Origin of the sequence: Humisphaera borealis (assembly GCF_015169395.1) — a bacterium.
In the GTDB taxonomy this organism is placed as follows: domain Bacteria; phylum Planctomycetota; class Phycisphaerae; order Tepidisphaerales; family Tepidisphaeraceae; genus Humisphaera; species Humisphaera borealis.
This window is the reverse complement of sequence record NZ_CP063458.1, coordinates 3,832,408-3,845,457: the sequence shown is the minus strand read 5'-3', so window position 1 is coordinate 3,845,457 and position 13,050 is coordinate 3,832,408. Positions and strand designations below refer to the sequence as shown.

Genomic DNA, 13,050 nt, shown 5'->3' with positions numbered 1-13,050 from the left:
TGAGGTTGCTTCCAAGTTAGTGGCCGTCTTACCGTTCCATTCCATCACGCCACTACCTCTTCTCCACGCACACCGTTATCATCCCACCGCACGTGAAGACCAAGGCCGCGCCACAAAGCTCCCGCGAAAAACTGCCGCCCCCGCTCGACGTGCTCGTCATTGGCGAGCATCCGTCGGCGTATCTGGCGGCAACGCTCCTGCACGCCGGCGAAAAAGGGAAGGCACCGCGCGTCATTCACGCCACGCTACCCGGCGAGCAGGAGCCCGACCGGCTCGTGCTGATCAATCCGGCGGTTTTCGGCCTGCACCCCCTCCTCGAACCGATCCGTCGGCGGCTCGAATCAACCGCGATCTACGGCCTGCAGTTTATCTCCGACGACCCTGCCGTCCGCAGCGAACACCGGTCGAAAACCATTCTCGGCTATGTCGCGTCGTCGAAGGCCGTCCGGGCGGAGTTCGCGCGCGTCGCCGAGCAGGCAGGCGTCGAATGCTGCACGCCGAAGAAGCTCGAGATCCTGCGGCTGGATGAGACCGGCGTCGACGTGGCGGTTGGGAAACAGACGCTGCGACCCAGGGCGCTCATCCTCTCAACCACGCCCGATCCGCTGCAGCAGAAGCTGCTGCGAATGCACGAGAACTGGGGACCTGAGGTCGTCCACCGTTACAGCTATATTCGACTGGCGGGAAAGAAGTGGGGCGAAGTCGGCAATCGACCGGTCGCGCCGATGTCGCTGAATCTGCGCGATACGCTCTGCTGGGGCTGGCTGCTGCCCGGGCCCAAATGCTGGCAGATCGCCGTCAGTCAGCCGATCGAAGCGGCCAGCCAGGTGCCGGCCGCTCTGCTGCTGGCCCATTGGGCGAAGGTGCTCCATGCGGCTGGGTCGCTGGGCGCGGCGGATGTGCCGCTGGACCATATCGAATCGATCGATCTGCCCCTCACCGGCGCACTCATGCAGGAAGGTGTCGCCAATCGCACGTTGCTCGTGGGCCCGGCGGGCGGGTTCTACACCGCATCGGCGGAAGACATCTATCCCAATTGCTGGTCTGCCGTGCATGCCGTGGAGGCGATGAAGAAGGCTCTCAAAGAGCCGCATCTTCAGGATGCCCTGGGTCCGTATCGTTCGAAGTGGCGGACGACTCTCGGGCAATACATGCGCGGTCCCCAGCAGGATTTTCGCTTCCTCCTGCCCCTGATCTATCGCAACGAGGTCATGACGACCCGGCTCACCGAATCCATCCTGATGGGCAAGAGCGTGGTCCGGTAATGCAGGTCCGGTAACCGTTACGTCTGATAAGACCCGTTTCCGGCATACTGCGAAAGCTGCAGACGCGTTAATATGGGAAACATGGGAATCTTGGGATAAACTAAAACCGGCAGGAATCGTCCGATAAATCTGAGAATTCTGCGCGGGCGTTTTTGTGATAGTCGATAAATACATTAATTACATACACTTAACGCAGATTCGTGGCGTACTGAACAGCTTCAAGAGTTGCCGATGCAGGGGTCGATGATTGGGGTGTCAGGTTGACGTGGACAGGGCAATGAAGCCCGCCGCGAGGATTCGCGGATGTACCGTCAGCCGGCCGGCGAGGCGAAGGAATCGCCCGCTCGAAGCACCCACTTTCCTCGTCCTGATCGTCGGCTCGTCCCCGGGATCAGGCCAAGCAAAGGAGTCGTCCATGAGCTCCGTGAACAACATCGGTAACACCTCCCCCGTCTACACCGTCAATCGTCCCGGCCCAAGGCCGGTCGCCGCTCCGGCGACCACCTCGCCCGCCCGCGGAACCGACACGGTCGAGCTTTCGTCCGGTGCCCAGGTCGGAGGTTTCATGGAAATCCTCAAAGCCGGTGGCGATGTGCGGACCGACAAGGTCGCCCAGATCAAGGCCCAGATCGCGGCCGGAACCTACGACGATGACAAGAAGTTCGATCTCGCGACCGACCGCATGTTGGAAGATCTGCTCGAAGGGTAGGTTGTGTCTTGGGGGGATGTCAGCCTGTCATCCTGATCGCGATGAAGGACCCGGTGTTCGAGCAGAAGGAATGCCCAAGTCGAACCGGCGAAATGCGTCGTTCGACAGCCGGCAGTCTTCCTGCCGTGATATCAGGTCCTTCACTGCGTTCAGGGAGACAGCGAGCGGTATGGCTCCTCGAACACCGTCGCCACCATGAGCAGTAAATAAGCCGCAATTCATCACTGTCGAGCGCTACTGTTGGGCGTCACCAGCCAACAGGAGCATCATGACTCGCCTGAGTTACCCCAATACGTTTCCCCGCGTTCCCGAGCCTGTAAAAAGCACGGCCTCAATCATCGCGATCGCTTGCGCCGTCGGCAGCTTTTTTGTCGATCACGCGATGCTGCGACTGCTGCTGGTCTGCATCGCGGTCGTTGCAGGGTTGATCGGACTTCTCCGGTCCGTGAGCCCACGGGTCAGCGGCGGAATTCTGAGCGTCGTTGCGATCGTCCTGGCAGCGATCGGGTTTGTCGTCGCGCTGTTCGATGTGGTGTTCTGACGAGACGTCTATGCCTTGGGGTCCAGTTCGCAGAAGTCTTCCTTGCAGTAGAGCACGTTGCGATCCGAGACGAAAACAGGCTCGGCGAGCTTGAGTTCGTCATACACCGCCCGGGGATCGAACGGCGGAGCGACGTGGATTTCCAGCGGCAGATCCGGGTGCTTCTGACCCACCCGCGTGATCCGGCAGCCACGGGCCAGGATGTGTTCGAGCGCCGGCTTCAGGTGTTCGCAGACGTTGTCGTGCGCCAGTTCGTCACGATTGGCCGCGAAGTCGCGTGAGCGCCAGCGGACCACCAGCACCAGCGCGATCGCGCCGGCGATAACCGTGACGAGAAGCGGAATCCCTTCGAGCATGGTGCGAGTGTGACGAGTGGATTGCCACTTGTCACGAGCGGCCGTTGCGCCGCCACACCTCAAGAGCTCTCAAAACGCAGGCGATCCCGAACCGCGGGCTTTCTCGATCAGCAGGGGAATGGGCCGCGTCTCTCGGAGTGTTACGTGTGATAGTCGGCGTTGATCGTCACGTAGTCTTTCGAGAGATCACAGGTCCATACCGTGCCAGACCCCTTTCCGTCTTTGCAGGCGAGGTCAACGCGGACTTCAGGAACGCCGAGCTGCTGACTGACCTTCTCCGGATCAAACGCGACGGGTCGGCCGCCCTTGAAGACGGTCGTGCCCTGCAGGGTCAGGGTGGCTTTATCGGGATTGAATGGCACCCCTGCCAGGCCGGCGGCCGAAACGATGCGGCCCCAGTTGGGGTCGTTGCCGTTCATCGCACATTTGACGAGCGGACTGTTGGCAATTGCCCGTGCCATTGCACGGGCGGCGGCGTCGTTCGCCGCGCCGCGGACGTGAACCACAACCACCTTCGTAGCGCCTTCGCCGTCGGCGGCAATCTGATATGCGAGGGACTGACAGACTTCATCCAGCGCCGCCGCGAACTTGGCCAGGTCCTTGTCACCGACGACCGACGCGCCCACGCCGGAAGCGAGAAGCACCGCCGTGTCATTCGTGCTCGTGTGGTCGTCGATGGTCACGCAGTTAAAGCTGCCGTCCACCGTGGGCGAGAAGAGCTTTCGCAACGCAGGAGCGGCGATTTTGGCGTCCGTTGTCAGGTACGCGAGCATGGTCGCGCTGCGCCCTTTCAGCGATTTCGTCTTTCCCGCTGAAGCTTTGACGCCGGGCGCTCCTCCTGCCGCAACAGCCATTCGCGGGCCGATCATGCCGGCACCTTTGCATACGCCGGCGATCGTGACCTTCTCCTTGCCGAACCGCACCTCGACGGCGGCGGCCTTGCGACGGGTATCGGTGGTCAGGATGGCCGCGGCAAAGTCATGCGCGTGCTCCATGCTATCGCCGAGGTACTGGGCGACGTTCCGGATCCCGGCTTCGACTTTTTCCATCGGCAGCATGTGACCGATGATGCCCGTGGACGAAGGGAGCACTTCGTCCGGTCGAACGCTTGCCAGTTCCGCCGCGATCGCGCACATGCGTCTTGCGTCGGCTTCCCCTTGCTTTCCGGTGCAGGCATTGGCGTTGCCCGAATTGAGCACGACAGCCCGGAGCCTGCCGGAGGCGATGTGTTCCCGGCCGACTTTCACAGGGGCGGCGAAGACCTTGTTCGTCGTGAATGCCGCCGTCGCGGTGGCACCGGGCTCGGTCACCAGCAGACCGATGTCGGGCGTGTTCGTGCTCTTGATTCCGCAATAGACGCCCGCCGCACGAAAGCCGCGCGGAGAAAGTAGGTGTAGTTCGGCCATCGGTGCCTCCGGTTTCAGTTGATCGCTTGTCGCGGGTCGGAGTTATATCGGGAACCCGGTCCGCTGTGCAGTCGCGGCGGACTCACGACTCGCGTTTCTTGCTGTCTGATGATGTCGAGGGAACAATTCCTGGTCACCCACCCCGGAGAAACGATATGGCCGTTTCCAACGTCGCACTCGCAATGACCCTGGTGATGCTGGCTTGCGGCTCGGTGAACGCATCGACTTACGATGGTGGATGGGCTGGCGAACAGCTCCGGATCGACTTGTCGAGCCGTGACGGCAAGTCCTACCACGGCCTGATTACCAAAGCCGCGCAACAGTATCCGGCACAGGCAATCGACGACGGCCAAGCACTGACCGGCACGTTTGCCGCCGATGGTTCACGGTTCGACTTCTCCATGGCTCGCCACGGCGAAGGCATGGTCTTGCGCAGCGGTCGCGCGGAGTATCGGCTGAAGCGCGTCGCCGGCGAAGCGGCGCACGCTACCGGCGATACCGGACGTTTCGCTTCGTCACAGCCGGCAACGCGCGAAGCAGGAAGCGGCGATCCGCTCGCCTACCGCGTGCTGCAGTTTCCCGGCGGAACGATTGCCCGGTTCGACACTTGGGTCTACGGACAGCCCGGGGTTGCCAACAACGTCATCTGGTGCGACGGTGCGCCCAAGGGACGCGAGGCAGATTTCATCCTCCGCGCGGCGATCGGCACACCCAATGCGCAGGATCAGTCCAATCTGTTCGTGGCCGGGCCGGTGTTGGTCGAGCAACTCCTCAATCAGCTCGCCGGCCCCGTCTTCCAGCGGACGGGCAAGCCGATCAAAACGACCTGCGGCGGCGACGAGGCGATGATCCTGGAATACCAGGCGACGATCAAAGGCAAGCTGGCGATCTGCCGGGTGATGCTTGTCAGACGGCAGGATGTCGCGATCGCTGTCGTGGCCCTCGGGTCCGACGCCGGCATGAAGGAGTTCGGCCGCGCGATCGAGATTGTCGCCCAGAGCATCAGCGTAAAGGAAGCGGCCATCGAGCCCGGGCTCGTTGGCACGTGGGTTCTGGAGAACTACGTTCGACTGGCACCGGCGAAGGTCGACGAGCAGCCCTTCAACCTGTCGCAGTCGCGATCCGTCACGCTCTATCCCAACGGCACGTTCGCCGATACCGCAAGCACCGGCTTCTCCGGGCAGGATGCCACCGGCCTCGCGAAGGGTGGTAGCCGGGGAAGGGTCGTCAAACGCGGCAACGTGCTGACGTTTCGCTACGACGACGGGACGAACTGGAGCGCCCCGTACGAACTGCACAGCAACGGCTTGAGGCTCGATGGGAAAATCTATCTGAAGCAGTAAAGCACTCGGCCCCGCCCGCGGCATTGCGGGAGCATGCGAGACGCTGCTTCACAATGGCAAAGACCGTCGCCGACTAACCGGATTGGTTCCGGTTGTCAGCGACGGTCTGGAGACGCCCGGGGAGGACGCCTGAGGACTTCCATCGATCGCGATCAGGGCGCGATCAGCACGACAACATCGTCAACGAGCACCGTTTGGTCCGTACCCGGCGTGTTGACCCCACGCAGTTGAACCGTGTGAGACCCGGCGGTGACGGTAAAACTGTTCGTGGTGTACGGCTGGTAAACGGTCGTTGTTGGAGTAAACGTACCAACAAGCTGTCCGTCGACGAGCGCCTGGAATGACATTTGGCCACCAAGTCCGGCTCGGGCAGCCGCCTTAAGTGACAGCTGGTAGGTACCAGCCTGCCAACCTGCGATGGCTTGAGTCACAACAGGATCGCCAGTCTGCAGGAACGCGACCTGCGTGCCCCCAGGGGCGGCCGAGTTACCGGCAGTAAATCCGCTCGCGTTGCCGGCGACACCGGCATTACCGGTAAACACCCAACCCGAGTTCGTCGGGTTGTACACATATCCGCTGCCGACGGCAGTTGACTCGAAACCGGCGTTGGCCAACACGACGGGGACAATCACCGGCGGCGAGGCCGGTGCCAGGCCGGCACCGGTGATCTCGATGAAGTCGATCCGCGTTTCGCCGGTGGCGGCACCACCGATGGCGACGGTGAGCTTTCCGTCGGCGACGTTGACCGTCGCCGACTTGGACGTGAACTTGTTGGCGGCGAGACTGACATACGCCAGGATGTTCTGCGTTCCTTCCAACCAGATGTTGTTACGAGATGCCGCCGCTGCGTCACCCACGCCGATGTTCACGGTGTAGGTGCCGTTGGGCACAGCAAACTCCCAGCGCGAGCCGGCCTTCACGCCGACGTTGGTATCCAGAAGCTGATTGGCGTTGACGTTTCGATCGAACACGGCATCGACATGGCTGGTCGTCCATCCGTAGGAATAGCCATTTCGCGCGCCGTAGGTCAGACCGGCGTCGACGATGTAACCGCTGACCGTAGCCGCGCTGGAGGGCTGGAAGTTGACCTTCACCGTTCCAGCGGTCGGCGGGGGAGGCGGCGGCGGTGGTGGTGGCGGCGGGGGCGGGGGTGGTGGCGGCGGAACCGTCGGTGGAACCGCCACTTCGATGTAGTCAATGTGCGTCTGTCCTGTGACCGTTCCGCCGAACGCGAGCGTCAGTTTGCCATCGCTCACCGTCACCGCGGTTGACTTTGACAAGAATTGATTCGCGGCAAGCGTGGTATACGCGAACGGATTAAGCGTTCCCTCGAGCCAGATGTTGTTGCGAGTCGAGGCCCCGGCGTCACCCACGCTGATCGTGACTGTGTACGTCCCGTTCGGAACCGCCAGCTCCCACCTGGAACCGGCTTTGACGCCGACGTTGGTGTCCAGAAGTTGGTTCGAGTTGACGTTGCGATCCACAACCGTGTCGGCATGGCTGGTCGTCCAGCCATAAGTCTGACCATTCCGCGCACCGTAGGTCAGTCCGGCATCGACGATGTAACCCGAAACGGTCGGTGCCGCCGACGGCTGGAAGTTGATCTTGATCGGCGAACTCGCCGGCGGCGGAGGAGGCGGGGGCGGGGGTGATGTCGGGTTAACGAACGTCACCGAGACTTCGTAGGAGCCACCGATCTCACCGCTCAGGTTCGCGCCGGAATACGCGATCGCCTTCACCACGTGAGTACCGACGGGCGCAGCCCAGGGCAGGTAATCCGGTGCCGCGTCTCCACCGATGGAGTAGGGCGCGCCGCCTTCAATCCTGACCTGAACGCCGTCCACGAGGAACTGAACCGAACCAATGGTGCCGGTGGTCACCGCGTGGAGGTTGATCGCCGGCGAACCGACCTGGATCGTCTGACCGGCCGACACCCGACCCGTGTCAGTATCGTTGTCCGCGTTCACCAGCATCAGACCCGTGACGCCAAACACCGGCGGCGGTGGTGGGGGCGGCGGGGGCGGAGGAGGAGGAGGCGGCGGCGGTGGGGGCGGCGACCCCGGCACGTACACCTGAACGAAGTTCAGTTTCACAAGGCCGGAGACCGCGCTTCCGATCGACAGCGTCAGCTTACCGTCATTCACTGGTACGCTGATCGACTTGGCGTCGAACGTGTTCGCGGCTTGCGCCTGGTAGTTGAACAGATTGACGCCTTCGACCCAGACGTTGTTCGTGCTGGCTGTGCTCGCATCGCCGATGCCGACCAGCACGGTGTAAGTACCGTTCGGGACAGCCACTTCCCATTTTGCTCCGGCTTTCACAGACGCCACGGTATCGCGGAGCTGGTCCCCGATGACGTTGCGATCGAAAACCGAGTCCGTATGGGACGCCGTCCAACCGTAGGTCTGGCCGTTGCGGGCACCATACAGTTCGCCGGCATCGATCAGATAGCCGCTCACGTTGGCGGCAGCCGACGGCTGGAAGTTGACGTTGATTCCCGAGCTCGGCGCCACTGATGGAGGCACCGTCGGGGGCACCGTCGGAGGAACGGTGACGGTCCAGCTTGCGGTCGCGCCGCCGTTCAGGCTGTTGCCGCTGATGTCGGTAATGCCATTGCCGGACGACTTGAGCGTCAGGGTATAGACGCCCCCGCTCCCGGTGAGCGATGTCAGCCCGCCGAGGGAGAACGACTGGTTGTTGGCGCTGGTCAGAGACTCGCCGCCGGAGAGCAGGTTGGCCCCGCCGTCGCGTGTCAGCGTCAGATCGGAGATGTCGAACCCGGAGATAGCCTCATTGAAATTGACAGTGATCGCGTCGACCGGCGTTGCGCGCGGGTTCGGCGACACCGCCACGACCGACGCCGTCGGCGCAGTAATATCGGCCTGGCCGACGACATTGACGTTGAAGGTGCCGATCAACTGAGCGGCGACGAAGTTGTCCGCCACGTCGCTCACCTGGTTCGCCTCGACACTCACGGTGTAGCTGCCGTTGATCCCCTGGCTCCAGCCACCGACGGGCGGGGTGATCGAATAAGTGGCGACGCGCGGCGAGCCGACGCCGGGCTTGTCGAGCGTCACCAGCTTGGCCAGCACGTTGTAGCCGCCGGGCCCGGTGACACGGACGTCGCCGTCGGTGAGCCCGGACGTATCCACGCCGTTCGAATCGGTCCACGTCACGTCGAACTTATAGGCGGAATTGTTGGCGGTCGTCAGGTCCGGGGCGGAGAGAACGAACGTAGGAGGCGTCGCGTCGATCTTGAACGACAGCACGATATCCTGGGTCAAAACCGACCCGAACTGGCCGGAGACCGCGGCAGTCTGTGGGACCGTCAAAACGTAGTCGCCATCAATCTGCGTGAGGGACGACAATCCCGTCAACCGGAACGTAGTCTGGTCCGTGGAAACAAGCTGCTGCGACGCGGTCAGAAGGTTTGCGCCGCCGTTGCGGGTCAGCGTGACGTCGCTCAGATCAAAACCGGTCACACTCTGGTTGAAGTGAATCGTTGCTTCACTGAGTCCCTTGGGAGCCGGGTTCGGGACGATCGGATCGGCCGTTCCGCTGAGGACGGAAGATACGGAAACCAGGAAGGTCGTCAGTGTGCCCGCGGGGACCGGGTTGCCCGAAAGATCCTTCACCTGGTTCGGCTGAACGACAACGCTGTAGATGCCGTTGTCATCAAACCGCCATCCGTCGGTCGGGGGCTTCAGCGAGTAGATCGCGAATGCGATGTTGCCTTCGGGGAAGTCGGTGTCCAGCAGTTCGACCGGGGCGTTGAAGCCATTGGGACCGGTGACGCGCAGGTCCAGGCTGTCGATCGTGGACAAGTCGATGCCAGGCTCGTCGCTGTACTCCACCGGAATGATCAGCTCTTCGTACTGACCGAAGATGCCTGGTGCCGTGCCGCTCGCCTGCGGAATCGAAAGGTCCAGCGCGATGTTGAACGAACCGGCGACTTGTCCTGCAGCGGTGGTGTTGCCGATGGCGTCCTTCACGCCGTTTCCGCCGGTGGTGAGCGTATAGGTGCCGACCGCGGAGGCACCGATACCGGCGGGCATGTTCAGCAGGAACGTCGCGGTGACCGACAGGCCGCTTCCCGACGTGCTTTGCAGCACAGGGGTGTCAGTCGAGCCGTCGGGCCTTTCGACGATCAGGTCGCCGGTGCCGATGGAGCTCACATTCACGCCGGACGGGTCGGCGAAGACGACGGTCAGCGGGAGGCTGGTGTTGCTCGAAGGCTGGAAGATCGACGCGGTGGTCGAGACCGCTGACGGCGCTGTAACGTCGATGTTGACATCGAACGTGCCGATCGGCCCCGTCGTCGCGGCGGAGCCGGCGGTCGAAAACACCTGGTCGCTCTTGAGGACGATGAAGTAGGTGCCGTTGGACGCTTCGACGAAGCCACCGGTCGGCGGCAGGAAGCTGTACGTCACGACCATCGGGCTGGCCGGGGTACCGGCCCCCGTTCTGCTGACCAGCGTTGCGTTGGCCGAGAAGCCATTGGGACCGTCGATGCGGACGTCGTTGCTGTCGATGGAGCTTGCGTTAATGCCCGATTTGTCGGTGTAAGTGACCGTGACAGTTTGTGCGGCCGTCGTCGTTGCCGTGATGTTCGTGCCCACACCGGTCGCGGTCGGCAAGTCCACCGTGACCGTGAAGGTCCCGAGGACCGCTTCGCCGATCTTGACGCCGGCGACGCTGCGAACGGCGTCGTCGCGGATGATCACTTCGTAGAGACCGTTGGACGAAGGCGTCCAACCGCCGGCTGGCGGATCGATCTTGTACACCGCGACAATCGTCGACGCATTGCCCGACGGCGTGGCGCTCTCGAACCGCGCCGTGCCGGAGAAGTCGTTCGGTCCGATGACCTGCAGGTCGTCCACGCCGACGGTGCTTGCATCGATCTGCCCTGAAGTGACTTTGTAGGTCACCGTGAGGGTTGCCGCAGCCGCCGCGGCTGCCACATTCGTCGTGACCAGCGAAGCCGTTGGCGACGACGCGCCGATCAGTACGGTGAACGTGCCAACGGTCCCGGCGTTGGTCGCGTTGCCGGACGTGTCGTAAACCTGATTGGCCCGGACGGCGACCGTGTAGGTGCCGTTGGCGGTGGAACTCCACGCCCCACCCGGTGCCGGAACGCTGTAGGTCGCCGTCACCGACGAGCCGTCGCCGTTGGGCAGCGCCGCCAGCAGCGTGGCGACCTGCGAGTAACCACCCGGCCCGGTGACCTGCACATCTCCGGTTCCGATGCGGGCCAGGTCCACCTGGCTGTCATCGGTCCATTGGACCGTAAACGTATGGGTCGCGGCACCGCCGGCATTGATGTTCGGGCTGTCGAGGCTGGCAGCGGGCGCTTGGGTGTCCGTCCGCTGACCGGAGAAGCCGGCCTTCATGTAGTTGACGGCCGCCGTCGGGGAGTAGTTGGGACGATAGAACAGCGACGACTGCCGCCGCGACTGAGTCAGGTAGGCGTCGGTGCTCGATGTTCCGCCGATCGAACCGTTGAACGACGCCGGAGAAACATTCGCGTTGGGGTAGGTAATCTTCGCGTTCGTCGCGGTCGGTTCGGCCAGTCCCTGCCACTGCGTCAGGCTGTAGGTGGTCGCCTTGGTGGCGAAGAAGGGGGTGGAGCTGGCGGCATTGTTGGAATAGTTGTAGCGGTTGCCGCGCCACGTCTCCTCGGCGGAACTGTAGTTCGGCCCGTGTTCGATCATGGGCGAGGCGTAGATCGTCTGGAACTCGTTGTTCAGGACGCTCAGGTTGTTCAGCGCGTACCGGGTGTTCCCACCAACCGCGAAACCGGGGTTGATGTACAGCCCCTTGGTCCATCCCGAGATGATGTTGTTCTGGATGGTGAGGTCGTTGACGCCGACGGCTTCGGTCGGATTGACCGTGTTGCTACCGAAGGTGACATGGATGGCCGGCCAGAGGACGCCGGTCCCGACACCGTTATAACCCGAGAAGATGTTGTTCTTGACGACCGTGCCGCCGCCGTTGGCGGTCGGCCTGAGGTTGCCGAGTTCAAAACCCCAGCCTCGTGCCTGACCGTTGATCGACTGCGAACCGTAAACGACGTTGCCGCTGATTTCACCAAACACGCCGCCCGGCTTTTCCTTGCCGTTGAGATAGCCGTAGCTCATCCCGATCGGGTTGTTGATGAACAGGTTGTTCTTGACGTCGCCGCCCGGGCGCATCTGCAGGCCGTGGCTCGAGGCGTTGGCGATGATGTTGTTCGAGACGGTGACGTTCGTGTTATCGATATTGAGATAGATGTTGTGGTTGTAGATCGTCGCGAACGTGCCGAAGTTCCCGTAGGCCGGGTCGGTCCATCCGTTGTGATCGAACACGTTCTCATCGATCGTCAGCTTGTTGACGCCGTTGATGTACACACCTTCCGACGTGATGTACTTGCCCGTTGAATCGAAACTGGGCGCGTAGTTGTCGGCGATGATGGATCGGCGGATCGTTACGTCGGCCAGTTCGCCCCACCCGGCAACCGACTGCATGACCGCACCGGCCCGGAAGTACTGGAACGACGCGTCTTCGATCCAGAAGTTCTTGATCGCCCCGAAGATGTTGATTCCGTAGGTGCCGCCCGAAGCGTCGGACTTGTAACCGATCGTAAAGTTGGAGTTCGGCTGCTTGTAGTTTCGGTTGTTCGCTTCGAACGCGATGCCCAGGATGTAAACGTTGTTCAGCTGGGGGTGGACCGAGGCGGTCGCGATGTTATCGAACGCCGTGTTAATGCCCGTCTGGATCTTGGGCCGCTCGCTCGACGGGCGGTTAGGGTCGGTATAGGCACCGATGACGAACGGTTCGTTCGCGCTTCGACCCGAGGTGGCCCAGTTGTCGATCCGGTCGGTGAAGACATCGCCCCGGCGAAACAGAATCTGGTCGGCGACGTTGTTGCGGACCGATGCCCCGGTGGCGGCGTTGGCCGCCGTTGCGATACCAAGCTTGGCCCTGGCGCCTTCGACGGTCTTGACCGGGGAACCGATGGTGCCCGCGTTGGAATCGTTGCCGTCGGCGGCGACGTAGACGACGCGCGAGTCGACCGCCGGCGTGACGATCGTGTATCCGTTCACGTCGCGCGTGACAGACAGGTGAATGCGCGACTCGAGCGACTCGAACACATGGGGGCTTAAGCGCCCCACAAGATTGGCGCGCCGCCCTTCCGACCCGGCTTCGCCAGCGGTGCCCGAGTAAAGACTCGTTGCAGTATCGGGGCGCGCCGCTGGGCGGCGCGTCGTCTTGAAACGCATTGTGGATACTCCGGAGCGAAACCTGGGCCGACCATTCAATAATGGCGATGAAACATCGCGGCGTCGTCAGCCCGTAACGTCAACGCCGCGCCCTCTTCAAACCTGTGATCAGCCCGAAGGCTGTGAGACACTCTACACCCCTCCTGCGCGAGGGGTCTTCGGCGTGGTGGG

The 13,050-nt window shown here is 62.7% G+C and carries 7 protein-coding genes; 4 read left to right on the top strand and 3 right to left on the bottom strand.

What is annotated here, in order from left to right; all coding sequences use genetic code 11:
- The first annotated feature begins 92 nt into the window (after positions 1-92).
- The 3 genes from IPV69_RS14335 to IPV69_RS14325 all read left to right on the top strand — a co-directional run bounded on the left by IPV69_RS14335 (position 93) and on the right by IPV69_RS14325 (position 2,515).
- Positions 93-1,265 (top strand): hypothetical protein, encoded by a 1,173-nt coding sequence (locus IPV69_RS14335; protein ID WP_206290369.1) that lies wholly within the window; start codon positions 93-95, stop codon positions 1,263-1,265.
- 415 nt (positions 1,266-1,680) lie between these two features.
- The gene (locus IPV69_RS14330) at positions 1,681-1,974 is read left to right on the top strand and encodes a flagellar biosynthesis anti-sigma factor FlgM (RefSeq protein ID WP_206290368.1); all 294 of its coding nucleotides are present in this window, start codon (positions 1,681-1,683) and stop codon (positions 1,972-1,974) included.
- A gap of 268 nt (positions 1,975-2,242) precedes the next feature.
- A complete protein-coding gene (locus IPV69_RS14325) occupies positions 2,243-2,515 on the top strand; it encodes a hypothetical protein (protein ID WP_206290367.1) in 273 nt (90 codons plus the stop codon).
- Between the two features lie 8 nt (positions 2,516-2,523).
- On the opposite strand, the gene IPV69_RS14320 is transcribed toward IPV69_RS14325, so the two are convergent.
- Complete coding sequence (locus tag IPV69_RS14320) at positions 2,524-2,871, bottom strand: hypothetical protein (RefSeq protein ID WP_206290366.1); 348 nt, start codon at positions 2,869-2,871, stop codon at positions 2,524-2,526.
- Positions 2,872-3,011: 140 nt separating this feature from the next.
- Entirely contained in the window at positions 3,012-4,277 is a 1,266-nt protein-coding gene (gene argJ, locus IPV69_RS14315; RefSeq protein ID WP_206290365.1) for a bifunctional glutamate N-acetyltransferase/amino-acid acetyltransferase ArgJ, read from the bottom strand.
- A gap of 155 nt (positions 4,278-4,432) precedes the next feature.
- Here argJ and IPV69_RS14310 point away from each other — a divergent pair, with 155 nt between their 5' ends.
- The gene (locus IPV69_RS14310; protein WP_206290364.1) at positions 4,433-5,620 is read left to right on the top strand and encodes a hypothetical protein; all 1,188 of its coding nucleotides are present in this window, start codon (positions 4,433-4,435) and stop codon (positions 5,618-5,620) included.
- A gap of 152 nt (positions 5,621-5,772) precedes the next feature.
- Here IPV69_RS14310 and IPV69_RS14305 read toward each other — a convergent pair whose 3' ends face one another.
- Entirely contained in the window at positions 5,773-12,750 is a 6,978-nt protein-coding gene (locus IPV69_RS14305; protein WP_206290363.1) for a hypothetical protein, read from the bottom strand.
- Between the last annotated feature and the right edge of the window lie 300 nt (positions 12,751-13,050).

Bases quoted from the DNA above. Each gene is read 5' to 3' on its own strand.
- IPV69_RS14310 (WP_206290364.1), top strand. From the start codon at position 4,433: ATGGCCGTTTCCAACGTCGCACTCGCAATGACCCTGGTGATGCTGGCT.
- IPV69_RS14330 (WP_206290368.1), top strand. From the start codon at position 1,681: ATGAGCTCCGTGAACAACATCGGTAACACCTCCCCCGTCTACACCGTC.
- argJ (WP_206290365.1), bottom strand. From the start codon at position 4,277: ATGGCCGAACTACACCTACTTTCTCCGCGCGGCTTTCGTGCGGCGGGC.
- IPV69_RS14325 (WP_206290367.1), top strand. From the start codon at position 2,243: ATGACTCGCCTGAGTTACCCCAATACGTTTCCCCGCGTTCCCGAGCCT.
- IPV69_RS14320 (WP_206290366.1), bottom strand. From the start codon at position 2,871: ATGCTCGAAGGGATTCCGCTTCTCGTCACGGTTATCGCCGGCGCGATC.